We start from the raw sequence: 24259 nt of genomic DNA, 5'->3' as shown, positions 1-24259 counted from the left end.
CCTGAGCGATGGAGGAACAGCCACAGTCTCCGTCTGCAGCGCGCCAGCGGCTCGACAAATGGCTGTTCTTCGCCCGGCTGATCAAGTCGCGCTCTCTCGCACAGAAGGCGATCGAGGCCGGGTTCGTGGCGGTCAACGGCACGCGGGTGACGCAATCCGCCGCGCAGGTGCGGGTGGGCGACACGCTGGAACTGTCCCTCGACCGACGCGACCTCGTCCTTCGAGTTCTGTTGCCGGGAACGCGGCGGGGCCCCTATGAGGAGGCCCGGCTCCTTTACGAGGATATGACACCATCCGCGCCTGTCCGAAAATTGACGCCCTTCGAGCAAGCGACGCGCGAGCGTGGCGCGGGGCGACCGACGAAGCGGGAGCGGCGCGAGACCGATCGGCTGAAGCCCGGTGCCGACGAGGGCGATTGAGGCTAATGAAGGTCGCGGACGCTTCGATCCGAAACACCGACGAGGGCGAAAAACTCTGCCTATTTCGCGGCAAATCGCGCATGGATAATTCTTGCAATGGGCGCCCGAAGCCTTTACGTCACAAGCCACGTTAGGTGACATTCGGCTCTGCTTCGGCAGCTATGCGCGCCGGACATTCCTAGCATGCGCGGACGACCGGAATCACTCTCGATTGCCGTCTGCCACCAAATGTGAGCATTGGCTGGAGTACCTCATGACGTATGTCGTGACCGACAATTGCATACGCTGCAAGTACACGGATTGTGTGGAAGTCTGCCCGGTGGATTGCTTCTACGAAGGGGAGAATTTCCTCGTCATCCACCCCGACGAGTGCATCGATTGCGGCGTGTGCGAGCCGGAATGTCCTGCCGGGGCGATCAAGCCGGACACCGAACCTGGCCTCGATATGTGGTTGAAAGTGAACGCTGATTTTGCCACGAAGTGGCCAAATATAACGGTCAAGCGGGACCCCCTGCCCGAAGCCAAGGAGATGGATGGCATCGAAGGGAAATACGAGAAGTATTTCTCCGCCGAACCGGGACAGGGCGACTGAGATCGCCGATCTGCTTTGTTCGTCGCGGTTGACGGACCGGCAGCAATGGCGGGGCAGCAAATCTGGGAAATCCCTCCGGTGTCTCACGGGGGGGGGCGAGCTTGGCAGCTCGATCGCTGCCATGCAGCAAATCATTGATTTCGACAGTTTTTTGTGGTAGGTTGCGGGAACTGATCCACAGAGGGTGCTTTTGCGCGCCCGAAAACCATCACGAAAGCAAACGATCTCCACAACGCGGCCCTCTCCAGATATGCAACGTTCCGTTGCTTGTGACTGCGGCGTATGTGGTTGTTTGCGTTTCGTTGGACGGACCAGGATGGACCCCACCCGGCGGAATCCCCGTCTCACCGGGCTTCACCCACCCGGCCCGGCCTTTGAGGCCGGGTGTGCAACAGGGAGTGTTTGAAACGAATGACGACCCAGCAGAAGAAATCTTCAACGCGCCAAGGCTTCAAGACCGGTGAATCGATCGTGTATCCGGCCCATGGCGTTGGCCAGATCGTCGCAATCGAGGAGCAGGAAGTTGCGGGCATGAAGCTCGAGCTTTTTGTCATCGATTTCGAGAAGGACAAGATGCGTCTCAAGGTGCCGGTGGCCAAGGCCGTCAGCATCGGCATGCGCAAGCTGTCGGAGACCGATTTCGTCGATCGTGCGCTGAAGGTCGTGCAGGGCAAGGCACGCGTCAAACGGACCATGTGGTCGCGGCGCGCCCAGGAATACGATGCCAAGATCAATTCCGGCGACCTCATCTCCATCGCGGAAGTGGTTCGCGATCTCTATCGCGCGGAAAACCAGCCGGAACAGTCCTATTCCGAGCGCCAGCTCTATGAAGCCGCGCTCGACCGCATGGCGCGCGAAATCGCAGCGGTGAACAAGATGTCGGAAACGGAGGCCGTACGTCTCGTCGAGGCGAACCTGAACAAAGGGCCGAAGCGCGGCAAGGCCATCGACGAAGACGACACCCAGGACGAAGCAGCGTAATCACACCGATCTCGGAAATACGGCGACCTTTGCGCGTATAAGACGCGCGCCGCAGTAGTCCAAAACCAAAAGCCCGGCTCTCGAGCCGGGCTTTTTCGTTGTGCGTCTTACCTGGATAGAGGTACGCGACAGAACGGCGCCGTGCATCGCTTTTACGTTGCAATCAAAAATCGTTCGTCGAAGGAACTTTTCGACCCCGCGTACGTTTGACGTTTCCGGGACGCGTCCGTGCCCCGGCGTTCTTGGTCTGTGATTCCTCACCGTCTCAGGTTCGTATTCTTCGATCTAGGGCGCTTTCTTGTTTCGTCAAGCTGCGCCGATTGAGCTTGCCGAACGCGCAGGCGGCGTTTGGCCTTTCTTCAACGCGAAGGCGTTCAGCGCCAGGACGGAGCAATCGATGAAGACTCTCACCGCAGACCGGCGTTTGATCAAGATTGCCATGGATGCCCCCTATCTCGAGCGGGACGAAGAGCATGCGCTGGCTGAGGCGTGGCGGAACGACCATAACCAGGAGGCGCGTAACAAGATTGCGATGTCGCACATGCGGTTGGTGGTGGCGATGGCGGCCAAGTTCCGCAGTTTTGGCCTACCGATGGGCGACCTCGTGCAGGAGGGCCATATCGGCCTGTTGGAGGCGGCCGCGCGCTTCGAGCCAAGCCGGGAGGTGCGGTTTTCGACCTACGCCACCTGGTGGATTCGCGCGTCGATGCAGGATTACGTGCTCCGCAACTGGTCGATTGTCAGAGGTGGAACGAGTTCGGCTCAGAAGGCGCTGTTCTTCAACTTGCGTCGGCTGAGGGCCCGCCTCGCCCAAGGCGACCGGCAGCTGACGTCGCAGGCAGTCCATGAGGAGATTGCCGCTGCTCTCGGCGTCAGTCTCGCCGATGTCCAGACAATGGATGCCCGCCTTTCCGGTAACGACGCGTCGCTACAGGCGCCCGTCGGGCATGGCGATGTCGAGGGAGGCGCGCGCCTCGATTTCCTTGCAAGCGATGCGCCGTTGCCCGACGAGCAGGTCAGCGACATGATCGACGGCGAACGTGCTCGTCGTTGGCTGCACAATGCGCTTGGTCAGCTCAGCGACCGCGAGATGAAGATCATCCGCGCACGGCGGCTCTCGGAAGATGGTGCGACGCTCGAGCAACTCGGTGCCACTCTTGGCATCTCGAAGGAGCGAGTGCGCCAGATCGAGACGCGGGCGCTGGAAAAATTGCGCGCGGCCTTGGCCGCCAAGGCACCCGCCTTGACGGCGGGCATGCATTGAGAAACGGCTCGCCGAACATTGATTCCCTCCCCAACTCCTCCCGACAAGGGGAGGAGACCCAGTGCGCCCGCTACCGCGTGTCAGCCCGCCGCAGTCGTCGCTCGAGCGCCCTCAGTGCGAGCGAGAGGCCAACCGTCAGGATCAGATAGACATAGGCCACGATCGAATAGGTCTCGAAAAAGCGGAATGAGCCGGACGCATAGACCTTGCCCATCTGGGTGATGTCGGCGACCCCGAGGACGGAGACGAGAGAGGAGTCCTTGACCATCGCCACGAAGTCGTTGCCGAGCGGCGGCAGGATCACGCGGATCGCCTGCGGGAACACGACAAGGCGGAACCGCTGGTAGCGCGAGAGACCTAGGGCCTTTGCGGCCTCGATCTGCCCCTTGTCGACGGACAGGATGCCGGCGCGAAAGACCTCGGCGATGAAGGCCGAATAGCCGATCATCAGGGCGATGATTGCCCGCCACATCAGCGAGATGTCGCGGACGACGATGGGTTCCACCCAGCCTGCCGCAATGACGGGCGATGCAAGGAAGTTGACGGTCACCACCAGCGCCGGCGCACCGACGAAGGCGATATAGAACAGCAGCACCAGGATCGGCACGCCGCGGATCACCTCCGTGTAGAAACGCGCGACCTGCCGGAGCACCACGTGCTCCGAGAGCGCCATCAACGCGACGCCAAGCCCGAGCACGGTCGCCAGCGCAAAGCCCGTCAGCGTGACGAAGACGGTGACGCCGATGCCCTTGACGACGACGGTGAAAACCTGGGCGAATATGTCATTCGCCACGATGACCGCGGCAAGGATCCCGGCAATCGCGAGAAGGGCGACCAGCCACCAGGGATAGTCGCCCTTCTCGGTTGTTCCGGATGGCTGGACCGGCGCCATCGTCACCGATCAGCCGCCCATCTTGTAGTCGAGGAACCACTTCTTGTTGAGCGCATCGAAGGTGCCGTCCTCCTTCAGCGCCTTGATCGCGGCATTGACCGGGCCGACGAGATCGGAGCCCTTGGGGAAGATGAAACCGAAATCCTCGGTGCCGAGCGGTTCGCCTGTCACCTTCAGCTTGCCTTCCGACGCATCGACATAGCCCTGGGCCGCGACGCTGTCCGTCAACACGAGATCGACGTCGCCGGCCGTGAGTGCCTGCACGGTGGCGCCAAAGGTTTCGAACAGCTTGATGCGCGGATTCTGCTCGTTGCCGTCGAGGATTTCGTAGACGGCGGTGTAGAAGGGCGAGGTGCCCGGCTGGGCACCGATCAGAGCATCCTCGACCGCGGCGAAGCTCTTGGCGTCCTTGAAACGCGTCTCATCGCTGCGCACCAGCATGAACTGCTGAGACCGCATATAGGGATCGGAGAAGTCGACCTTCTCCTTGCGATCATCCTTGATGGTGATGCCGGTCATGCCGATCTGGTACTGACCGTCGGAGATCGCCTGGATCATCGCGTCCCAACTCACATTCTGGTATTCGACCTTAAAGTTCAGCCGCTTGGCGATCTCGTTCATCGCGTCATATTCCCAACCGACCGCCTCGCCGCTCTTCGGGTCGACGAATTGCAGCGGCGGATAGGCGTTCTCGGTCACGACGACGACGGTCCTGCCGCCGAGATCCGGAAGATCGCTCGCCTTGGCGGGGACGGAGAAGGCGAAGGGAAGGGCGAGGGCAGCGGCTATGCCCGCGAGCACATGGCGGCGGATTGTCATGGAAGAACTCCTGGAAATTTGTGGCGACAGAAGATGTCACGAAATCTCACGGGAATACAAGCCAATAGGTCATATTCGGGGGCGAGCCGCGATGGCGGTGACTTGTTCTTGAACACGCGACGGGAAGCGGGTGGATACTCCGCAGGTTTCCAGCGGCAGGTCAAAAAATAAGGCGGCCCGAAGCCGCCTTATTTGCCAGTTCCAGGAACTGCAATTCTTATTCTGCGGCGGTTTCCGCTGCCTGTGCCTCGGCGGCTTCGGCGGCTGCCTTCTCGGCGGCCAGCGCCTGGGCGGCTGCGACCTTTTCAGCCTCGATGCGTGCCTTTTCGTCGGCGACGGCCTGACGCTCTGCTTCGTTCAGCTTGCGGGCGCGCGTGCCGGTGTTCTCGACGATACGCGCCGACTTGCCGCGACGATCGCGCAGGTAGTAGAGCTTGGCACGACGGACCTTACCGCGGCGAACGACTTCGACGCTTTCGACGAGCGGCGAATAGACCGGGAAGACGCGCTCGACGCCTTCGCCATAGGAAATCTTGCGGACGGTGAAGCTCTCGTTGATGCCGCCGCCGGAACGGGCGATGCAGACGCCTTCGTAAGCCTGGACGCGGGTACGGTTGCCTTCGACGACGCGGACGTTGACGCGAACGGTGTCGCCGGCGGAGAATTCGGGAAGCGTGCGCTTGGCGGCGATCTTGGCGGCCTGTTCGGCTTCCAGCTGCTGGATGATGTTCATCGGTCTAACCTTTGCTTTCTTCTGAAACAGCCAGAGCGCTCTCGACCGGCCTGTCGGTTTTCCTTAAGGCCTTGCCCATGGGGCAGGAGCGGTTTCACCATTCTTTGTTCATGGTCGACGGGCGGGAACCCGAACCGGCCGGCACTTACACCAATGCGGCCGGTTTGTCATCCCCGAAAGTGGATTTTCTCGCAGGAGAAGAGCCATGCCCCTGTCGGTCAGAAGGTCGGCGGGGTGCAGGCGCTGATCACCTCGCAGGGCACCGGCCCGATGCAGCGGAAGCGGTGCGGGCGCCGGCTTTCGAAGTAATAGGCGTCGCCCGGCCCGAGGATGCGCCGCTCGTCATCGACCGTTAACTCCAGCCGGCCGGAGAGCACGATACCGCCCTCCTCGCCCTCATGCACCAGCGGCACCTTGCCGGTATCCGCACCCGGCTGGTAGCACTCCTTCAGGATCTGCAGGCTGCGGCCGAAGAGATTGTCGCCGATCTGCCGATAGGAGATCGGCCCCTTTCCGATCTCCACCAGTTCCTCCGCCGCATAGAAGGCCTTGCGCGGCTTTTCCGGCTGGAAGGAGAAGAACTCCGCAAGCCCTATCGGAATGCCGTCCAGGATTCGCTTCAGCGCCCCGACCGAGGGATTGGAGGCGTTGGATTCGATGAGGGAGATGGTGGAGTTGGTAACGCCGGCGCGCTTGGCGAGTTCGCGCTGGGAGAGATTGTGCATCAGCCGCACCTGGCGCAGGCGGCTGCCGATATCGACGCTCATCGCAGATCCCGTGTTGATCTTGTTCGAAATATTGCAATTCTATCAGCTAGGCGCCAGTAAATCCAATGCGTTAGGGAGACGAAGAAAAGGACTTGTTCGGGCATTCAAATCATGACGTCTATCGTGCAACCGGTCAGGAGGATTGCCATGAACGCCCACAACAAGCCGAATACGCCGATTCTCGACAGCTATTGGATGCCCTTCACTGCCAACCGCCAGTTCAAGGCCGCGCCACGCCTGCTGACGTCTGCGGAGGGCATGCATTACACCAGCATCGACGGGCGCAGGATTCTCGACGGCACGGCCGGTCTCTGGTGCGTCAATGCCGGCCACGGTCGTCGCCAGATCGCCGCGGCCGTCGAGCGCCAGCTTTCGACGATGGATTATGCCCCCTCCTTCCAGATGGGCCATCCGATCGCCTTTGACTTCGCCGAGCGGCTCGCCGAGATCGCTCCCGGTGGCCCCGATGCCCGGCTCGACCGGATCTTCTTCACCGGCTCCGGCTCGGAGTCGGTCGACACCGCCCTGAAGATCGCGCTCGCCTATCAGCGCTCGATCGGGCAGGGGACGCGCACCCGGCTCATCGGCCGCGAGCGCGGCTATCACGGTGTCGGCTTCGGCGGCATTTCCGTCGGAGGCATCGTCAACAACCGTCGCGTCTTCCCGCAGCTCCAGGGTTCCGATCATCTGCGCCACACCCATGACCTCGCGAAGAACGCCTTCGTCAGGGGGCAGCCGGAACATGGCGCCGAACTCGCCGACGATCTCGAAAGGCTGGTGGCGCTGCACGGCGCCGAGACGATCGCCGCCTGCATCGTCGAGCCCGTTGCCGGCTCGACCGGCGTGCTGATTCCGCCGAAGGGCTATCTCGAGCGGTTGCGGACGATCTGCGACAGGCACGGAATCCTGTTGATTTTCGACGAGGTGATCACCGGTTTCGGCCGCCTCGGCGCGACCTTCGCGACCGATTATTTCGGCGTGACGCCGGATATCGTCACCACCGCCAAGGGCCTCACCAACGGCGCGATCCCGATGGGTGCGGTCTTCGCCAGCCGCAAGGTTCACGACGCGCTGATGCATGGGCCGGAGGGGCAGATCGAGCTCTTCCACGGTTACACCTATTCCGGCCATCCGGCTGCCTGTGCCGCCGGCATTGCCACGCTCGATATCTATCGCGACGAAGGCCTGATGACGCGCGCCGCCGAGCTGCAGGAGGACTGGCACGAGGCGATGCATTCGTTGAAAGGCCTGCCGAGCGTCGTCGACATCCGCACCATCGGCCTCATTGCCGGCATCGAGCTCAGCCCGCGCGATGGCGCTCCCGGCGCCCGCGCCTATGACGTCTTCGTCGACTGCTTCGAGAAGGGGCTGATGATCCGCGTCACCGGCGACATCATCGCCTTCTCGCCGCCACTGATCGTCGAAAGACAGCAGATCGCCGAGATCGTCTCGATCCTCGGCGACGCGCTGAAGCGGGTGAAATAACCGGACTGATACTTAGCCGGTGAAGACCCTCCCCAACCCCTCCCGACAAGCGGGAGGGGCTTAGCCTGCCGCACCGTCCCTACCCATTGTTGATGCAACGGGCTGGACGGTTCGAGAATGGCAGGCGATTGCAACGGGCGCCAAAGCCCCTCCCACCTGTGGGGAAGGGTTGCAGAGGGTCTTGTCCCGCTCCATGCCAGAACAACTCACCGTATCAGTATCGCCCGGAAATCATTGACATTCGTGCCGGTCGGGCCGGGCACGAACAGATCGCCACTCGCGGCGAAGGCCGTCCAGGCGTCGTGCCGGGCAAGATGGGCACGCGGATCGATACCGGCCTCCCGCATGCGGGCGATGCTCGCGCCATCGGCAAAGGCGCCGGCATTATCCTCAGAGCCGTCGATCCCGTCCGTGTCGGCGGCGAGCGCATCGATGTTGCCGACGCCGTCGATGTCGAGCGCCAGCGACAGGAGCAGCTCGCTGTTGCGCCCGCCCTTGCCGTAAGCGTCGCCGGTGATCGTCACCGTCGTCTCGCCGCCGGAAAGCAGCACGACCGGCTTCACAAACGGACGGTTCCTCGCGGCCACCTCGCGTGCCAGCGCCGCGTGCATGCGGCCGACGTCGCGCGCCTCGCCTTCGATCGCGTCGGAGAGAATGACGGCCTCGATGCCGGCCTCAAGGGCGCGCGCGGCGGCTGCCTCAAGCGAGACGCCTGCCGAGGCAATCACATGGACCTGGTTCATAGCGAAGGCCGGATAGTCGGGGCTCGGCGCGCGCCCGGCGTCCGAGGCGAGATGGGCCATCACCCGCTCCGGCAGGTTCATGCGGTAGCGGGCGACGATCTCGCGCGCTTCCTCGAGCGTCGACCGGTCCGGCACCGTCGGCCCGGAGGCGACGAGGGCCGGGTTGTCGCCCGGCACGTCGGAGACGACGAGGCTGACGACGCGCGCCGGCGATGCCGCCAGGGCCAGGCGTCCACCCTTGATACGTGAAACATGCTTGCGCACCACGTTCATCGCCGAAATCGGCGCGCCGGAGGCAAGCAGCGCCCGGTTGACGGCGATCTCGTCCTCGAGCGTCAGGCCCTCGGGCGGAGCCGGTAACAGCGCCGAGCCGCCGCCGGAGATCAGCGCCACCACGAGATCGTCTTCAGTCAAACCCCTCACCCGCTCGAGGAGCGCCGACGAGGCGACGGCCCCCGCCTTGTCCGGCACCGGATGGGCCGACTGCAGCACTTCGATGTTCTCGCACGCCTCGATCGGTCCGTGCCTTGCCACGACGGTCCCCTCGAGCCGACCATCCCAGAGCCGTTCGAAGGCGGCGGCCATCTGGCTTGCCGCCTTGCCGGCCCCGACAACGATGGTACGTCCCTTCGGTCGCTGCGGCAGATGGGCGCGAATGGCGGCTTCGGGATCGGCCGCTTTCACGGCGGCCTCGAAGAGTGAAGTCAGGAATCGGCGCGGCTCGATCAATTTCATCGAATCAAATCCGGAATGGCTATGGGATAATGTCTCAGATCCTATGCGATCCAAGGAGGATTTCGGCAGCAATTTAAAGCGCTGCAACGGCATTCGCGCGTCTGAATAAGACGCCGGGCGCCGTATGCCGAAACCGAAGCCGTCCCGGCTGCCCTTATCGGCCACCCGTTCCGTCAGCGCATTTCGGCGCGGGCACGCGGCCGCGTGTCATTGCGCTCGTGCTGGAAGACCGCCGGCGGCAGCGGTGGCAGGCCACGGATGATATCGGCGCCTTTCTCGCCCACCATGATCGTCGGTCCGTTGGTGTTGCAGGAGGGGACGCGCGGCATCACCGAGCTGTCGCAGACGCGCAAGCCGTCGAGGCCGCGGACCTTCAGCTCAAGATCGACGACTGCCATCGCGTCCGTACCCATCTTGCAGGTGCCGACCGGGTGATGGTCGGTCTTGGCATTGGCGCAGCCATAGTCGAAAAGCTGCTCTTCCGTCTTGATCTCCGGGCCCGGGAGACGTTCGGCGAGCACATAGGGTTCGAGTGCGGGCTGCTGCATGATCTCGCGTGCGATCTTCAGTCCCTCGAGCGACATCTTGCGGTCGTGCGGATCCTCCCAATAGTTGGGGTCGATCAGCGGCGGCGCCGCCGGATCGGGCGAGGAAAGACGGACGGTGCCGCGCGAGCGCGGATGCAGATAGGCGGAATTGAGCGTCACCCCGGCATTCCTGAGCCGCGCGACGCCCGCCTCGATACCGGAGCCGAGGCCGAGGTGGAACTGGATGTCGGGCGAACGGGCGTTCGCGTCGGCATACCAGAAGCCGCCCGTCTCGAAGAGCGAGGAAGCGACCGGACCGCTACGGAAGAGTACATATTGCAGCCCCGCCCAGAGCGTGCGGTGCAGCTTGGCAACGCCGTCATAGGTGTGGTCGCCGGTGCATTCGGAAATGACGAAAAGGTCGAGATGGTCCTGGAGGTTGCCGCCGACGCCGGACAGGTCGTGGCGGACCTCGACGCCGACCGAGCGCAGGTGGTCGGCGGGGCCGATGCCGGACTGAAGGAGCAGTTTCGGCGAGCCGATCGCACCGGAGGAGACCAGCACTTCGCGATCGGCGCGGATAACCTCGCCGCCGCTCCCGGTCACCACTTCGACGCCGACCGCGCGCCTGCCCTCGAGCAGGATGCGGGCGACGGGGGCGCCGGTGCGCACCGTCAGGTTCTTCCGGTCCTTGATGGGCGAGAGATAGGCAAGCGAGGCGGAGGAGCGCCGGCGGTCGCGCTGGGTGAGCTGGTAGAAGCCGATGCCCGCCTGCTGTTTGCCATTGAAATCGTGATTGTAGGGGATGCCGAGCTCCTGGCCGGCGCGGATATAGGCGTCGCAGATCGGCAAGGCCGAGACCGGCATCGAGACGCCGAGCGGCCCACCATAGGAGTGATAATCGTCGGCAAAGCGCTCGTTGTCCTCGGCGCGCTTGAAATAGGGAAGCACGCTGCGATAGTCCCAACCGGTGCAGCCGTCCTCGCTTGCCCAGAGATCGTAGTCGACCGCATTGCCGCGGGTATAGAGCTGCGCATTGATCGAAGAACCGCCGCCAATCACTTTCGCCTGGGTGTAACGCAGCACCCTTCCCTTCATGTGCTTTTGCGGCACCGTGTGCCAGCCCCAGCTCGCCACTCCCTTGGTCATCTTGGCAAAGCCCGCCGGCATGTGGAACAGCGGGTTCCAGTCGCCGCCGCCGGCTTCGAGCAGCAGCACCTTGACAGTCGGGTCCTCGCTCAGGCGATTGGCAAGCACGCAGCCGGCGGGTCCGGCACCGGTGATGATGTAGTCATAGTTCATGCATATCGTCCTCGGCTCCGCGCTCCGGGCGCGATCTTTTTGAAAATCGTCACTCTCAGCGGCCCCACTCCGCCGCCTCACAGCCTTCCGATCGATAGCCCGCCATCCGCCTGGATCACTGAGCCGGTGGCGAAACCGAACCGGCCGCTTGCGAGCCCGGCGACGATGTTGCCGATGTCCTCGGGTTCACCCCAGCGCCGCATCGGGACCAGGCCGCCGGCGATCAGCGCGTCGTATTTGCCCGAAACCGCTGCGGTCATGTCGGATCGGATGATGCCGGGCCGGACTTCGTAGACGGCAATGCCGGTCTCCGCGAGCCTCAACGCCAGTCCCTGGGTGAAGGCCGCAAGTCCCGCCTTGCTCATGCAGTAGTCGAGACGTTCCGGCGAGCTCATCGCAGCGGAAACCGAGGTGATGTTTATGATCGAGCGCGACGCGGCAGCTTGTGTCGCGAGCATCGCCTTTACGACGGCCTGGGTGAAGAAGACGGTGCCGCGCAGATTGACGCCGATGATCGTGTCGAAGTTCTCCGGCTTCAACTCCAGGAAATCGCCGCGCACGACAGAGGCGATGCCGGCATTGTTGACGAGGCAGTCGATCCGCCCGAAGGCGTGGATCACCGCGTCGACGGTCGCCTGATGGCTGGAGATGTCGGCGAGGTCGGCTCTGAGGAAGGTCGCGCGAGCCCCCAGCGCTTCGAGTTCCGCAAGGACGGGATCGACGCCTTCCGCGTCTCCTATGCCGGTGATCGCAACGTCGAATCCGCTTGCCGCGAGCGCGCGGGCGATGCCGAGGCCGATGCCACGCCGGCCGCCGGTTACGATCGCGATCGGACGCGTGCCTTCTGCCATCACTGGAGCTCCTCCCCGGCAATGTGGTCCGCGACGCGCAGCGCCTGTGCGGCGACGGTGAGCGCCGGGTTGACGGCGGCCGAGGTCGGCAGGAAGCTCGCATCGACGACGAAGAGATTGGGGTGGTCGAAGGCACGGCAATAGACATCGAGCGGCGCCTTCTTGGGATCATTGCCGATCCGGACCGTTCCGCATTGATGCGACGGCGTGCGCTTGTCGAAGGCGCGCGCCATCACCACCGGGAAGTCCGCCTTCTTGAGCACGGTCTTGAGCTTGGCGACGAGCTTCAGATGCGCCTGCCAGTTCGTCCTGACCCATTGCAGCAGGATGCGATCGCCGTCGACCATGACGCGGCTTTCCGGAGAGGGCAGATCCTCGCTCATGGCGTAGAAGTCGATGGCGCGGGCCGAAACCTGGTTCAAGAGCCATTCCGGCATCGCCCGCATGTTCGCCTTGAGGATCGCGCCTGAGACGCGGCCAAGCAGCTGGACATTGCCGAGCGGCGGCCCGCCCTCGCCGTCGGAGAGATAGAAATCGTTGAGCCCGAAGGTTTTCTGATAGACCGAATCGTTGCGGTACCAGGGGCTGAGCGCAATCACTGCGCTTGAGTTGTGATTCATGAAGTTGCGGCCGACCTGGTCGGAACGGTTTGCGAGCCCCGCCGGGTTGCGCTCGTCCGCCGAGCGCAACAAAAGAACGGCTGACTGCACGGCGCCGGCGGAAAGAATTACGATCTTCGGCGACAGGCTATGCTCCGCCCCGTCGCTGATGTAGTGCACGGCCTCGATCGCCTTGCCGTCCGGCGCGGTCGAAAGCCGGGTTACCCGCGAGCCGGTCTGCAAGCGGACATTCGGATATTCGAGCGCTGCCGCCAGCGCCGCGGTTTCGGCATCCATCTTGCCGTCGAAGCTGTTCGGATGCGCATCCCACGGGGTTTTGCCTTTGGCGAGCCAGCGGTCGATGTCGATGCCGAGCGGCAGCGAATAGGGATGCAGTCCGATGTCGCGCAGGCGCTTTCGGACCTTGGCGATCGCGACCTCGTCCGGAACCGGTCCATGCGGATAGTCGTTGGAGTGAGGCGGTTCGGTCGGATCTTCGCCGAGGCGGCCGCGCACCTGATAGAGATCTTCCGCCTTGGCATACCATGGCTCGAGTTCCTCATAGGGAAAGGGCCAGGCGGGAGATATTCCGTCGAGATGCCGCATCTCCTCGAAATCCTCGCGGCGATAGCGGGTGAGCACCGCGCCATAGAACTTCGAATTGCCGCCGACATTGTAGTAATTGCCGGGATTGAAGCCGGGACCGCCGGCCTCGTACCAGGTCTCCTTCGGCCGGAAATGGCCGCGCTGGAATATCGCCCGCTGGTCACGGTTCTCCGGCCGGTCCTCGATATGCCGGCCGGCTTCCAGGATGAGGATCTCGGCGCCGGAAGCGGCAAGGCCCGCAGCCACGGTCGCGCCGCCGATCCCTGAGCCGATAATGACGATGTCCGGCGCTTTCGCAATGTCCGCGCTCATGCGATCCGCTTCTCGCTTTCAGGGTCGAAGAACACCGCCTTGTCGAGGTTGAAGGCGAGCCGCGACACTTGCCCGGGCGCGATACGGGCATCGGCCCTCAGTCGCGCGACGATCTCCTTGCCGCCGAGGCGGGTGACGGCGAAGGTATCGGAGCCTGCAGGCTCGACGACTTCGATCAGGCATTCGCCCTCGGCGACGAACTTCGCATTGCGGTCGGCGCCGTCCGGATCGGTAAGCGCTTCCGGTCGGATACCGAAGACGACCTCCCGGCCGGCATAGGCGGAGAGCGCACCGTCGCGCGGTACGGCGAGCTTCAGCGGCTCTGCATTCGGGCGTGCGAGCGAAACGGCGACCTGCTCGCCTTCGGTTTCGATGCGGGCGCTCAAAAGATTCATCGCCGGCGAACCCATGAAATCGGCGACGAACATATTGGCCGGGTTGTTGTAGATCTCCGCCGGTGTGCCGAACTGTTGCAGCACTCCGTCCTTCAGGACGGCGATCTTGGTCGCAAGCGTCATTGCCTCGATCTGGTCATGCGTCACATAGACGATGGTGGTCTTCATGCGGCTGTGCAGCCGCTTGATCTCGGTGCGCATGTCGACGCGCAGCTTTGCATCGAGATTCGAGAGCGGCTCGTCGAAGAGGAAGACTTGCGGTTCACGCACCAGGGCCCGGCCCATGGCGACGCGTTGCCGCTGGCCGCCGGAAAGCTGGCTTGGCTTGCGGTCGAGCAGGTGGCCGATCTGCAGCATGTCGGCCACCTGGCGGATCGCCTTCTCGCGTTCATCCTTCGGCACGCCGCGGATTTCCATGCCGAAGGCGATGTTCCCGGCGACCGTCATGTTGGGATAGAGCGCGTAGGACTGAAACACCATGGCGATGTCGCGCTTCGACGGGTGCAGCCCGGCGACCGAGCGGCCGTTGATGGCGATGTCGCCCGAGGTGATTGGCTCAAGGCCCGCGATCGTGTTGAGCAATGTCGACTTGCCGCAGCCGGACGGGCCGACCAGCACCAGGAAACCGCCCTCCTCGATCTCGAGGTTGATGTCCTTGAGGATCTCGAGGGCGCCGTAAGACTTGCGCAGATTGGTGATCTTCAGAAATGACATGGGCTTATCCTTTCACGGCGCCGGACATCAGCCCGCGGACGAAGTAGCGGCCGGATACCACGTAGACGATGAGCGTTGGCAGGGCGGCGAGGATCGCGCCCGCGAAATGGACGTTGTATTCCTTCACCCCGGTCGACGAGCTGACGAGATTGTTGAGCGCCACCGTCATCGGCGTCGAATAGGGACCGGAGAAGGAGGCGCCGAACAGGAAGTCATTCCAGATATTCGTGAACTGCCAGATGACGGAGACAACGATGATCGGCCCGGAGGAGGGCAGCATGATCCGCCAGAAGATCTGGAAGAAGCTCGCGCCGTCGATCTGCGCCGCACGCACGAGTTCGGTCGGAAACGCCTCGTAGTAGTTGCGGAAGTAGAGCGTGGTGAATCCGATGCCGTAGACCACGTGCACAAGGATCAGCCCGCTTATCGATCCGGCAAGACCGAAGATCCCGAGGATGCGCGCCATCGGGATCAGCACGATCTGGAAGGGAATGAAGCAGGAGAGGAGCAGCATGCCGAAGAAGACGTTCGCGCCGGGGAAGCGCCACTTTGTCAGCACGTAACCGTTGAGCGCGCCGATCATGGTCGAGATCGCCACGGCCGGCACGACCATCAGGATCGAGTTGATGAAAAAGGGGCGAAGACCGGTCGGCTGCACGCCAATCTGCGCCGTCGACCAGGCGGAAAGCCAGGGCTCGATCGTCCAGGTCTGCGGCAGGTTCAGCATGCCGCCCTGGCGGATTTCGTCGAGCGGCTTCAACGAATTCACCAGCATCACATAGAGCGGCAGCAGCGAATAAAGAGCGAAGAGGATCAGCGCCGCATAGATCAGCGCCCGCGTCAGGCGATCATGCGAGATGACGTTCTCGGGACTGGGGGCGCCCATCAGCGTTTTCCTCCCCGGATTTCGGAATAGAGATAGGGAACGATGATCGAGAAGATCATCACCAGCATGATGATCGCCGACGATGCGCCGATCGCCATCTGGTTGCGGGTGAAGGTATAGGAATACATGAAGGTCGCCGGCAGCTCGGTCGCCTGCCCCGGCCCGCCGCCGGTCAGCGCGATGATCAGGTCGTAGGCTTTGATCGCGAGATGGGCGAGGACGACGAAGGCGGAGAGGAAGACCGGCCGCATCAGGGGAATGATGATCCGGCGATAGATGGTGGGCGTCGTGGCGCCATCGATCTGTGCGGCCTTGATGATCTCGTTGTCGACGCCGCGAAGGCCCGCCAGAAACATCGCCATGATGAAGCCGGTCGATTGCCAGACAGCGGCGATGACGACACAGTAGATCGCGAAATTGCGGTCCTTGATCCAGCTGAAGGAGAAGCTCTCCCAGCCCCAGAGATGCATGGTGTTCTCGAGTCCGATGCCGGGGTCGAGGAACCACTTCCATGCCGTGCCCGTGACGATGAAGGAGAGCGCCATCGGGTAGAGATAGATCGGCCTGAGGAATCCCTCCGCCCGGATCTTCTGGTCGAGCAGGATGGCGAGTGCCAGCCCCAGCACCGAACAGATCACGATATAGAGCGTCGCGAAGATCGCGAGATTGCTGATCGCCCGCCACCAGTGCGGCAGCGCCCAGAGCCTCGAGTAATTGCTGAAGCCGACGAAATCATAGGACGGCAGCATGCGGCTGTTCGTCATCGACAGGAAGCCGGTATAGGCGATAAAGCCGTAGACGAAGACCAGCACTATCAGAAAGCTGGGAGCGAGCACGAGCCTCGGCAAGAGCTCCTGCAGCCGGGTGCGGCTATCCATGTTCGTTACCACCATTATCTTTTTGCACGGAGTGGCTTGCCCCTCATCCGCCTGCCGGCGCCTTCTCCCCGCCTGCGGGAAAAAGGCATCGTGCCGCAGCGCCTCGATCCCCTCTCCCCGCCTGCGGGGAGAGGGTCAGGGGTGAGGGGCAATTCCTCTCGCTGCCCTTACTTCGCAGCCTCGACCGCTGCGACGAGTTCCTGCACGGCGTCTTCGGAGCTCAGCTCGCCGTTGAAGTGGCGGGTCACAACGTCGTAGATCGCGTTCTTGACGGAGGCCGGATTGGCATGGCCGTGGGCCATGGATCCGAACAGCGTGCCGCCGGTATTGGCCTCGGCGAGGTCCTTGATGCCCTTCTTGCCGCAATCGTCGAAATCGGTATCCGGCACGTCGGTGCGGGCGGGAACCGAGCCCTTGACGACGTTGAAGGCCGATTGGAATGTCGGGCTCAAGATAGCCGACGCCATCGCCATTTGGGCCGGCACCTTCTCCTCGGAAACATTGAACATCGCGAACTGGTCGGAGTTGAAGGTGACCGAGCCTTGCGTTCCCGGGAAGCGGATGCAGACGAAATCCGCACCCGGCTTCTTGCCGGCCTTCAGGAATTCGCCCTTCGCCCAGTCACCCATGAACTGCAGGCCGGCCTTGTCCTCGATGACCATCGCCGAGGCGAGGTTCCAGTCGCGGCCGGAGAAGTTGTCGTCGACATAGGATCTGAGCTTCGTCATCCGGTCGAAGGCTTCCTTCATCTTGTCGCTGCCGAGCGTTGCGGAATCGAGGTCGATGAAGGCCTTCTTGTAGAAGTCGGTGCCGAGCGAAAGCACGACGGCGTCGAAGATCGTCGCGTCCTGCCAGGCCTGGCCACCATGGGCGACCGGCGTGATGCCCTGCTCCTTGAACTTGTCGAGCAGCGCGATCAGCTCTTCCCAGGTCGTCGGCTCCTTGCCGCCGGCCTTGTCGAGCGCCGCCTTGTTGATCCAGACCCAGTTGGTCGAGTGAACGTTCACCGGAGCGGCGATCCAGTGGCCGTCATACTTGGAGAACTGCTGAAGGGCCGTCGGGATCACCTTGTCCCAGCCTTCCTTCCCGGCGACCTCATCGAGGTTGCCGAGTGCGCCTTCCTTGGCCCAGTCGAGAATATCGAAGCCGAGCATCTGCACCGCCGTCGGCGGATTGCCGGAGGTGACGCGGGCGCGCAGCACGGTCATCGCCTCGGTACCGCCGCCGCCGGCGACGGGCATGTCGGTCCAGCCGATGCCCTTGCTTTCGAGATCCTTCTTCAAGACGTCGAGGGCAGCAGCCTCGCCGCCGGATGTCCACCAGTGCAGCACTTCCACATTCTCGGCTGCCCGCGCGGCGGTGGCCGCTAACATCAATGCTGCAACCGCCGTCGTCGTCATCAACTTGCGCATCGTTATCCTCCCGTTTGCAAGTTATCGAAGCGGAAAACTCCTCCCGCCATTCTCTTTGCCGCCCCTCTACCGTTGCGGCACGGTTCGCGGCAGGCGCCGCAAGCCTATTCAATACGTTACACCCTTTCAAAACCTGCGACGACTTCACCGTTCGCCGGACGTCAGCGCGGCATCCACCAGTTCGTACGCCCGCCGATATGCATGTTGAGCGTCTTCGTCTCGGTATAGTCCTCGACCGCATGCCGCCCGAGTTCACGGCCGAGTCCTGATTGGCGATAGCCGCCAAAAGGCAGTTCCGCGGCGCCGTCCATGAAGGTGTTCATCCAGATGGTTCCGGCGCGCACCCGCCGTCCGATCGTCAGGCAGGTATCGAAATCGCGGCTCCAGACCCCGGCCGAGAGCCCATAGTCAATCGAGTTGGCGATGCGGATCGCCTCTTCCGTCGTCTCGAAGGTCAATACCGATAGGACCGGCCCGAACACCTCCTCGCGCGCCACCGCCATTTCCGGCCGGACGGCGGAAAGGATGGTCGGGGCCATGAACTGCCCGATGCCGAGGTCTAGCGCCGCACCGCCGTGCGCGACAGTCGCCCCGTCACCGGCAGCAGCGGACACATAGCCGGCAATCTTTTCCAGGTGCTGGGGCGTGATGATCGCCCCGACCTGGGTTTCGGGATCCAGCGGATCGCCGACCTTGACCTTGGCGGAAAGGCTGGCGATCTGCGCCGTAACCTCGTCGGCGATGTCGCGGTGCAGGATCAGCCGCGAACCGGCATTGCAGCATTCGCCGGCATTGAAATAGGCGCCGAAGACGGCGGCATCGACGAATTCGTCGAGATTGGCGTCAGGGAAGACGATCTGCGGGTTCTTGCCGCCGAGTTCGAGCGAGACCTTCTTCAGCGTCTGGGCGGCATTCGCCATCGTCAGCCGGCCGACGCCGGTCGATCCGGTGAAGGAGACCATATCGATGTCCGGGTGGGAGGTCAGCGGCGCGCCGGCTTCCGGTCCGGTGCCGACGATGATGTTGACGACGCCGGCCGGTACGCCCGCCGCCTCCAGAATCTCTCCGAGCAGGAGCGTCGAGCCCGAAGTGAGCTCCGACGGCTTCACCACTGTGGTGCAGCCTGCTGCAAGCGCGAAGGGCAATTTCTGGCTGACGATCAGGAAGGGGAAGTTCCAGGGGGTGATGATCGAGACGACGCCGATCGCCTCGCGCAGCACGACACCGAGCGTGCCCTCGCCAAGCGCATTATAGCTTTCGCCGGAAAGCTCGCGGGCGAGTGCCGCCGCATAGCGCCAGATGTCGGCTGCGCCCGTGAGTTCGCCCTTCGCCTGGCTGATCGGCTTGCCGGATTCGACCGCATCGAGGAAGGCAAGCTCGTCGGCGCGTGCCTCGATCATGTCGGCGGCCCTGAGGAGAACGCGCGAGCGTTCCGACGCGGTCATGCGCGGCCACGGCCCCTCGTCGAAGGCGCGCCTTGCGGCTAATATCGCCCGTTCCGCATCCGCACTCGTCGCTGCCTGGTAGCGGCTGACGACGACGCCGTGGCCTGGCGCCACGCGTTCGATCGTCCGCCCCTCGGCGCCGGCCACCCATTGCCCGTCGATCAGCATGCGGAATTCGCGCGCCTTATAGTCGCCGAGCCCCTTCGGCCTCACCAGAACCGTCATCACCATTCTCCCTTGAAACGGGCTTCGCGCTTCTCGCCGAAGGCGGCGACGCCTTCCTTGAGGTCGCCGGTCTTGGCGACGAGGATCGACCCCAGCGCCTCGATGGCGGCGCCCTTGTCCTCGCCATTCGCCGAGGCGATCATCAGTTTCGACACTTCGAGCGCCGCAGGGCCGCGGGCGGCTACACGCGCCGCGTAGTCCCTCGCCGCCTGCTTCACGGTGCCGGTCTCGACCACGGCATCGACCAGGCCCTCGCCCTTCGCCTCTTCGCCCGAGAAGATCTCGCCGCCGAGCACCATGCGGCGCACGACCTGCGCGCCGAAGCGGGCGACGAGGCGCTGCGTGCCGGACCAGCCCGGCACCATGCCGAGGCTCGTCTCCGGCATGCCGATCTTCACCTGGGCTTCGGCGATGCGGATATCGGCGGCAGCCGCGAGTTCCAGCCCGCCGCCGAGCGTATGGCCGTTCAAGGCGGCAATCACCGGCATGCGCAGCGTCGCCAGCCGCTCGAAGACGCGATGGCCGAAGCGCACCCAGTCATGGCCGAAGGCCGCCGGCTCCATGCCGCCCCAGGCATTGATGTCGCCGCCGGCGGAGAAGGCCTTGCCCTCGCCGGTGAGGATCGCGACGCGCACGCGGCGATCCGCCTCGAGCCGATCGCAGGCGGCGGCAAGCGCCTGCAGCATGTCGATGTCGAAGGCGTTGAGCTTCTCCGGCCTCGAGATCGTCATCGTCGCGATCGCGCCGTCGAACTCGATGCGGATCCGATCGTCAGTCATCAGCGCCTCCCGCAATCGCCCGTCGGGGCTTCACCGGCAATGTCAATCCGATCGGCGCCTCCCGGAAGAGCCCTGCCTCCATTACTTTCAGACCATCGGAGACGATCAGCGGAAACTCCGACTGATCCAGAATATGCGTCTGCAGATCGATGCCTGGCGCGATCTCCGTCAGCATGATCCCCTCGGGCGTCAGCTTCATTACGCACCGTTCGGTGACATAGGTGATGTCCTGCCCCTGCGCGATGGCGCGTCGACCGGAGAACGTCACGTGCTCGACCTCGTTGACGAGTTTCCTGAGCTTGCCTTCCTTCTCGATGACGAGCCGGCCATCGACGACCGCGAGCCTGGCGCCCGCATTGAACATGCCGGAAAACACGATCTTTCTGGCTCGCGCAGTGATGTCGACGAAGCCCCCTGCCCCAGCCGTCACATGCGGCCGGAAGCTGAGCTTCGAGACGTTGACCGAACCCGAGCGATCGATCTCTAGGAAGGAAAGCAACGAGGCGTCGAAGCCCGCGCCCTGGAAATAGGTGAATTGGTGGGGCGAGGGCATGAAGGCATCGGCATTCGAAGCGCAGCCGAATGCGAAATCGAGGAGCGGCACGCCACCGACCGCGCCCTGTTCGATCACCCATGTGACGGCGCCATGCAGCCCCTCTTCAAGTAGGATCCGCGGCACGTTTGCGGAAATGCCGAAACCGAGATTGACAGCGCTTCCGGCCTCGAGTTCCTGGGCGACGCGGCGCGCGATCACTTTTTGAATGTTGAATTCCGGCAGGCGGAAGCTGTCGAGCGGCCGGAAGATTTCGCCGGAAATCGCCGGATCGTAGAGCGTCTGTGTCGTCTGCTTCTGCTCGGTGTCGACGACGATGTAATCGACGAGCACGCCCGGTACACGCACGTCGTGGGGCTTCAGCGAGCCCTCCTTGGCAATGCGCTTCACCTGGGCGATGACGATGCCGCCATTGTTGCGGGCGGCAAGCGCCTGGTCGAGTCCGCCGAGATAGGCGCCCTCGTGCTCATAGGTGAGATTGCCGCGCTCGTCGGCGGTCGTCGCGCGGATGATCGCCACCTGCGGCGCGATCGCCTTGAAATAGAGCCAGTCCTCGCCGTCGAAACTGATCTTCTTCACGACGGGGTCGGCGGCGGAGGCATTCATGGCGCAGCCTTCGCGCGACGGATCGACGAAGGTGTCGAGACCGACCTTGGTGATGACACCCGGCCGCTTGGCCGCCGCCTCGCGATGCATGTCGAAGAGGATGCCGGAGGGGATGTTATAGGCGGCGACTTCGTTGGCACCGATCATCTGCCAGATCAGCGGCGGCTCGGCGCTCGACGGACCCGACGGATAGGAGCCGCCGATGACCTTCTTCAGGAGACCCTTTTTGGCGATGTGGTCGACGCCCTTGATGCCGCTCATGTCGCCGGCGGCGATCGGGTGCAGGGTCGTCAGATCCCGCGGGTGCCCGGTCGCGTCGAAGCGTTCGCCGATCGCCTTCAGCATCAGGTCCGGGCAGCCAAGCCCGCTCGACGAAGAGACGGAAACGACCGCGCCGTCGGGAATCAGAGCCGCCGCTTCGTCCGCCGAGATGTGCTTGCTCATCTGCGTAGTATTCAACGACATGCGCGTTAGAGCCCCGTTTCGATCTGCACCGCCATGCCGGTCGCAGCCGCCTTCACCACGGCGAGGCCGGTTGCAAGCGACCAGACGCCGTCCTCTCCTGTCGCCGAGGGCCGGCCGTTGCCTTCGATCGCCGCATGAAAGGCTTCGATCGCCATTTCGTAGAGATTGCGGTGGTCGAGCGGCAGTTCGATCTCACCTTCCTCGTTGCGGAGGGTGACGGTGCCGACGGGGCGCTGCGTCATCACGTTGCGGCCGATGAGGGAACCATCGGTGCCGTGCACCTCCAGTCCTGTCTCCGCAAACTTGGTGGTGAAGGCATCGTGGAACTGGGCAATGACGCCGGAACGGAAGCGCAGGACGCCCATGACGCCGTCCTCCAATCCTTCCTTGCTCAGGCCGGCGCTGTGGCTGATCGCCACCGCTTCGATCGGGTCGTCGTCGAGCACGTACCGCAAGGTATCGGCGTCGTGCACCGTGATATCCAGGATGACGCCGCCGCCGGCCTCGGGCCTGTCGAGCCGCCAGCCCTGGAGATGCGGCGGCAGATAGACGGCGTGGAAGACCCGCGCCGCAATAGGCCTGCCAATGCGGCCCGCGGCGATCGCATCGCGCATGGCGCGGTGGGTTGCCGCATTGCGCAAGTGATGGTTCGTGCCGAGCACGACACCGGCCTCGCAGGCCGTCAGCACCATTTCGCATGCGTCGTTGAGATTCATCGCAAGCGGCTTCTCGCAAAGCACGTGCTTGCCGGCCCGGATTGCCGCAAGCGCCTGATGGTGATGCAGATCGTTGGTGGTCGAGATGTAGACGGCGTCGAGATCCGGGTCGCCGACCAGCTCATCGACGCTCGTGACCGCCTTGGCGATGCCGTTTTCCTCCGCATAGGCCGCCCCGCGCTCGGCGTTCGAACTCATTACCGACACCGCCTCGCCGCCGCTTGCGCGGATGGCGCCGATCACCCACTCGCGCGCGATCGTGCTCGCGCCGATCAATCCCCAGCGTACCATCACGAAACCTCCTTCACTCGGCGCCCGGTGGCCGCACCGCAGCTTTGGCGCACAACGAGCCGCACCGGGCTGATGATCGCCTCCGGCTCCGGGCGCCCTATATTGATCTGCTTCAACAGCAATTCGGCCGCGCGCTCGCCCATACCCTGTGGATCGACCGAAACGGTGGTCAGCGCCGGCACTGCCGTCTTTGCTTCGATCACGTCGTCGAAGCCGATCACGGCGAAATCGGCGCCCGGCTCCAGGCGCCGTGCCCTGAGCCCGTCACAGACGCCGAAGGCGACCGCATCGTTGAAGCAGAGCGCGGCGGTTGGCCGCTCCTTCAGCATCATCGCTTGTTCGATTGCCGCGACCCCGCCGGCGCGCGACGGCGCCGAGCCGATCACGAGTTCATCGGCGGAGCCGAGGCCCGCCTCATCGAGCGCATCGCGATAGCCGCACATACGCGCCTGGAAAACGGCCGTGTCGGGAAAGCCGCCGAGAAAGGCGATCCGCCGGTGGCCGCGCTCGATCAGATGGCGCACCGCGGCAACGGCGCCTGCCTGGTTGTCGGAGGTGAGCGACGAGACGCCGGCTCCCGTGATGTCGCGGACGACGAGCACGACGGGAATGCCGCTTTCGACGAGCGGCGCGAGATCGGCGGCGACCGTGCCTCGTGCCGGCGAAATGATCAGGCCGGAGACGCCATGTTCGCGCATCGAGGCGATGACCTCGCGCTGCCGCTCGCTCTTTTCGCCGGTATTGGCAAGGAATTGCACGAAACCTGCGGACTGCACAACCGAATCGACGCCGACCGCGAGCTCCGCAAAGAAGCTGTTGGTGAGGTCGTTGACGACGATGCCGATGATCTTCGATTTGGCCTGACGCAGATTGGCAGCGCCACGATTGTAGACATAACCGAGGTCGCGGATGGCTGCATTCACCTTCGCCCGCGTCACCTCATTGACGAGCGGACTACCCTGCAGCACGAGCGACACGGTCGACTTCGACACGCCGGCGGCACGCGCTATGTCGACAACCGTCACCCGCTCCCTTGCCACTGGTTTGCTCCCAAGTTTTCGTTTCTTCCATCCTTCATAATTGGAACGTTCCAATTTCGTCAAGAGGCTTGTATTCACATTTTTTCGCCAAGGAGTGAGCCGCGTCTGCAACGGGGTCTGTCGCGAAGCGTCGTGAATATGCCACGCTACCGCCTGATATTCTGGTGTTTGTCTCATGTTTTTGCGGCCGGGATGTTGCCGCGACAGCGCCTGCGCCGGCGAGCAGA

At 63.7% G+C, this 24259-nt stretch carries 22 protein-coding genes; 5 read left to right on the top strand and 17 right to left on the bottom strand.

Annotation, left to right across the window (positions count from 1 at the left end):
* Positions 1–8 precede the first annotated feature (8 nt).
* From J2Z31_RS21140 to J2Z31_RS21125, 4 genes are all read left to right on the top strand, one after another.
* Positions 9–419 (top strand): RNA-binding S4 domain-containing protein, encoded by a 411-nt coding sequence (locus J2Z31_RS21140; RefSeq protein WP_209604305.1) that lies wholly within the window; start codon positions 9–11, stop codon positions 417–419.
* A 253-nt stretch (positions 420–672) separates the two neighbouring features.
* Complete coding sequence (gene fdxA / locus J2Z31_RS21135) at positions 673–1011, top strand: ferredoxin FdxA (RefSeq protein ID WP_209604303.1); 339 nt, start codon at positions 673–675, stop codon at positions 1009–1011.
* A gap of 411 nt (positions 1012–1422) precedes the next feature.
* A complete protein-coding gene (locus J2Z31_RS21130; protein ID WP_209604301.1) occupies positions 1423–1992 on the top strand; it encodes a CarD family transcriptional regulator in 570 nt (189 codons plus the stop codon).
* 397 nt (positions 1993–2389) lie between these two features.
* Positions 2390–3256 (top strand): RNA polymerase factor sigma-32, encoded by an 867-nt coding sequence (locus J2Z31_RS21125; RefSeq protein ID WP_209604299.1) that lies wholly within the window; start codon positions 2390–2392, stop codon positions 3254–3256.
* 70 nt (positions 3257–3326) lie between these two features.
* Here J2Z31_RS21125 and J2Z31_RS21120 read toward each other — a convergent pair whose 3' ends face one another.
* The 4 genes from J2Z31_RS21120 to J2Z31_RS21105 all read right to left on the bottom strand — a co-directional run bounded on the left by J2Z31_RS21120 (position 3327) and on the right by J2Z31_RS21105 (position 6467).
* Positions 3327–4148, bottom strand: a complete 822-nt coding sequence (locus J2Z31_RS21120; protein WP_209604482.1) for an amino acid ABC transporter permease — start codon at positions 4146–4148, stop codon at positions 3327–3329.
* A 9-nt stretch (positions 4149–4157) separates the two neighbouring features.
* Positions 4158–4967: a transporter substrate-binding domain-containing protein gene (locus J2Z31_RS21115; RefSeq protein ID WP_209604296.1), complete on the bottom strand. Its 810-nt coding sequence runs from the start codon at positions 4965–4967 to the stop codon at positions 4158–4160.
* A gap of 217 nt (positions 4968–5184) precedes the next feature.
* A complete protein-coding gene (gene rplS / locus J2Z31_RS21110) occupies positions 5185–5700 on the bottom strand; it encodes a 50S ribosomal protein L19 (protein WP_209604294.1) in 516 nt (171 codons plus the stop codon).
* Positions 5701–5918: 218 nt separating this feature from the next.
* Entirely contained in the window at positions 5919–6467 is a 549-nt protein-coding gene (locus J2Z31_RS21105) for a cupin domain-containing protein (RefSeq protein ID WP_209604292.1), read from the bottom strand.
* Between the two features lie 147 nt (positions 6468–6614).
* On the opposite strand from J2Z31_RS21105, the gene J2Z31_RS21100 reads away from it, so the two are divergent.
* Positions 6615–7952, top strand: a complete 1338-nt coding sequence (locus J2Z31_RS21100; RefSeq protein WP_209604290.1) for an aspartate aminotransferase family protein — start codon at positions 6615–6617, stop codon at positions 7950–7952.
* Between the two features lie 206 nt (positions 7953–8158).
* Here J2Z31_RS21100 and J2Z31_RS21095 read toward each other — a convergent pair whose 3' ends face one another.
* The 13 genes from J2Z31_RS21095 to J2Z31_RS21035 form a co-directional block, all read right to left on the bottom strand.
* A complete protein-coding gene (locus tag J2Z31_RS21095; protein ID WP_209604288.1) occupies positions 8159–9430 on the bottom strand; it encodes a glycerate kinase type-2 family protein in 1272 nt (423 codons plus the stop codon).
* A 173-nt stretch (positions 9431–9603) separates the two neighbouring features.
* Positions 9604–11259: a GMC family oxidoreductase gene (locus tag J2Z31_RS21090; RefSeq protein ID WP_209604286.1), complete on the bottom strand. Its 1656-nt coding sequence runs from the start codon at positions 11257–11259 to the stop codon at positions 9604–9606.
* Between the two features lie 77 nt (positions 11260–11336).
* Positions 11337–12110 (bottom strand): 3-ketoacyl-ACP reductase, encoded by a 774-nt coding sequence (locus J2Z31_RS21085; RefSeq protein WP_209604277.1) that lies wholly within the window; start codon positions 12108–12110, stop codon positions 11337–11339.
* Positions 12110–13627 (bottom strand): GMC oxidoreductase, encoded by a 1518-nt coding sequence (locus J2Z31_RS21080; protein WP_209604275.1) that lies wholly within the window; start codon positions 13625–13627, stop codon positions 12110–12112. Before J2Z31_RS21080 ends, J2Z31_RS21085 begins: the two co-directional genes overlap by 1 nt.
* Positions 13624–14736, bottom strand: coding sequence for an ABC transporter ATP-binding protein (locus tag J2Z31_RS21075; RefSeq protein ID WP_209604273.1), 1113 nt, complete (start codon positions 14734–14736; stop codon positions 13624–13626). Before J2Z31_RS21075 ends, J2Z31_RS21080 begins: the two co-directional genes overlap by 4 nt.
* A 4-nt stretch (positions 14737–14740) precedes the next feature.
* Positions 14741–15622: a carbohydrate ABC transporter permease gene (locus tag J2Z31_RS21070; protein WP_209604271.1), complete on the bottom strand. Its 882-nt coding sequence runs from the start codon at positions 15620–15622 to the stop codon at positions 14741–14743.
* Positions 15622–16500 (bottom strand): carbohydrate ABC transporter permease, encoded by an 879-nt coding sequence (locus tag J2Z31_RS21065; RefSeq protein WP_209604269.1) that lies wholly within the window; start codon positions 16498–16500, stop codon positions 15622–15624. Before J2Z31_RS21065 ends, J2Z31_RS21070 begins: the two co-directional genes overlap by 1 nt.
* 167 nt (positions 16501–16667) lie before the next feature.
* The gene (locus J2Z31_RS21060) at positions 16668–17912 is read right to left on the bottom strand and encodes an ABC transporter substrate-binding protein (protein WP_209604267.1); all 1245 of its coding nucleotides are present in this window, start codon (positions 17910–17912) and stop codon (positions 16668–16670) included.
* Between the two features lie 161 nt (positions 17913–18073).
* Entirely contained in the window at positions 18074–19582 is a 1509-nt protein-coding gene (locus tag J2Z31_RS21055; protein ID WP_209604265.1) for an aldehyde dehydrogenase family protein, read from the bottom strand.
* Positions 19582–20361 carry an enoyl-CoA hydratase/isomerase family protein gene (locus tag J2Z31_RS21050; RefSeq protein WP_209604263.1) on the bottom strand — a complete coding sequence of 260 codons (780 nt, stop codon included), beginning with the start codon at positions 20359–20361 and terminating at the stop codon, positions 19582–19584. The genes J2Z31_RS21055 and J2Z31_RS21050 overlap by 1 nt, the downstream gene beginning before the upstream one ends.
* Positions 20354–21964, bottom strand: a complete 1611-nt coding sequence (locus J2Z31_RS21045) for an acyl CoA:acetate/3-ketoacid CoA transferase (RefSeq protein WP_209604261.1) — start codon at positions 21962–21964, stop codon at positions 20354–20356. Before J2Z31_RS21045 ends, J2Z31_RS21050 begins: the two co-directional genes overlap by 8 nt.
* Before the next feature lie 26 nt (positions 21965–21990).
* Positions 21991–22992: a Gfo/Idh/MocA family protein gene (locus J2Z31_RS21040; RefSeq protein WP_209604259.1), complete on the bottom strand. Its 1002-nt coding sequence runs from the start codon at positions 22990–22992 to the stop codon at positions 21991–21993.
* The gene (locus J2Z31_RS21035) at positions 22992–24032 is read right to left on the bottom strand and encodes a LacI family DNA-binding transcriptional regulator (protein WP_209604257.1); all 1041 of its coding nucleotides are present in this window, start codon (positions 24030–24032) and stop codon (positions 22992–22994) included. The genes J2Z31_RS21040 and J2Z31_RS21035 overlap by 1 nt, the downstream gene beginning before the upstream one ends.
* Positions 24033–24259: the final 227 nt, after the last annotated feature.

The organism is Sinorhizobium kostiense, assembly GCF_017874595.1.
Taxonomy (GTDB): domain Bacteria; phylum Pseudomonadota; class Alphaproteobacteria; order Rhizobiales; family Rhizobiaceae; genus Sinorhizobium; species Sinorhizobium kostiense.
Note: the sequence above shows the minus strand (reverse complement) of the source record. Positions and strands in the feature narration are given on the sequence as shown.

What these genes read in the sequence shown, in the direction of transcription:
- J2Z31_RS21055 (WP_209604265.1), bottom strand. Translation starts at nt 19,582, where the DNA reads ATGACGGTTCTGGTGAGGCCGAAGGGGCTCGGCGACTATAAGGCGCGC.
- rplS (WP_209604294.1), bottom strand. Translation starts at nt 5,700, where the DNA reads ATGAACATCATCCAGCAGCTGGAAGCCGAACAGGCCGCCAAGATCGCC.
- fdxA (WP_209604303.1), top strand. Translation starts at nt 673, where the DNA reads ATGACGTATGTCGTGACCGACAATTGCATACGCTGCAAGTACACGGAT.
- J2Z31_RS21095 (WP_209604288.1), bottom strand. Translation starts at nt 9,430, where the DNA reads ATGAAATTGATCGAGCCGCGCCGATTCCTGACTTCACTCTTCGAGGCC.
- J2Z31_RS21075 (WP_209604273.1), bottom strand. Translation starts at nt 14,736, where the DNA reads ATGTCATTTCTGAAGATCACCAATCTGCGCAAGTCTTACGGCGCCCTC.
- J2Z31_RS21080 (WP_209604275.1), bottom strand. Translation starts at nt 13,627, where the DNA reads ATGAGCGCGGACATTGCGAAAGCGCCGGACATCGTCATTATCGGCTCA.
- J2Z31_RS21060 (WP_209604267.1), bottom strand. Translation starts at nt 17,912, where the DNA reads ATGCGCAAGTTGATGACGACGACGGCGGTTGCAGCATTGATGTTAGCG.
- J2Z31_RS21125 (WP_209604299.1), top strand. Translation starts at nt 2,390, where the DNA reads ATGAAGACTCTCACCGCAGACCGGCGTTTGATCAAGATTGCCATGGAT.
- J2Z31_RS21085 (WP_209604277.1), bottom strand. Translation starts at nt 12,110, where the DNA reads ATGGCAGAAGGCACGCGTCCGATCGCGATCGTAACCGGCGGCCGGCGT.
- J2Z31_RS21115 (WP_209604296.1), bottom strand. Translation starts at nt 4,967, where the DNA reads ATGACAATCCGCCGCCATGTGCTCGCGGGCATAGCCGCTGCCCTCGCC.
- J2Z31_RS21040 (WP_209604259.1), bottom strand. Translation starts at nt 22,992, where the DNA reads ATGGTACGCTGGGGATTGATCGGCGCGAGCACGATCGCGCGCGAGTGG.
- J2Z31_RS21045 (WP_209604261.1), bottom strand. Translation starts at nt 21,964, where the DNA reads ATGAGCAAGCACATCTCGGCGGACGAAGCGGCGGCTCTGATTCCCGAC.
- J2Z31_RS21070 (WP_209604271.1), bottom strand. Translation starts at nt 15,622, where the DNA reads ATGGGCGCCCCCAGTCCCGAGAACGTCATCTCGCATGATCGCCTGACG.
- J2Z31_RS21050 (WP_209604263.1), bottom strand. Translation starts at nt 20,361, where the DNA reads ATGACTGACGATCGGATCCGCATCGAGTTCGACGGCGCGATCGCGACG.
- J2Z31_RS21100 (WP_209604290.1), top strand. Translation starts at nt 6,615, where the DNA reads ATGAACGCCCACAACAAGCCGAATACGCCGATTCTCGACAGCTATTGG.
- J2Z31_RS21130 (WP_209604301.1), top strand. Translation starts at nt 1,423, where the DNA reads ATGACGACCCAGCAGAAGAAATCTTCAACGCGCCAAGGCTTCAAGACC.
- J2Z31_RS21105 (WP_209604292.1), bottom strand. Translation starts at nt 6,467, where the DNA reads ATGAGCGTCGATATCGGCAGCCGCCTGCGCCAGGTGCGGCTGATGCAC.
- J2Z31_RS21090 (WP_209604286.1), bottom strand. Translation starts at nt 11,259, where the DNA reads ATGAACTATGACTACATCATCACCGGTGCCGGACCCGCCGGCTGCGTG.
- J2Z31_RS21140 (WP_209604305.1), top strand. Translation starts at nt 9, where the DNA reads ATGGAGGAACAGCCACAGTCTCCGTCTGCAGCGCGCCAGCGGCTCGAC.
- J2Z31_RS21065 (WP_209604269.1), bottom strand. Translation starts at nt 16,500, where the DNA reads ATGGATAGCCGCACCCGGCTGCAGGAGCTCTTGCCGAGGCTCGTGCTC.
- J2Z31_RS21120 (WP_209604482.1), bottom strand. Translation starts at nt 4,148, where the DNA reads ATGGCGCCGGTCCAGCCATCCGGAACAACCGAGAAGGGCGACTATCCC.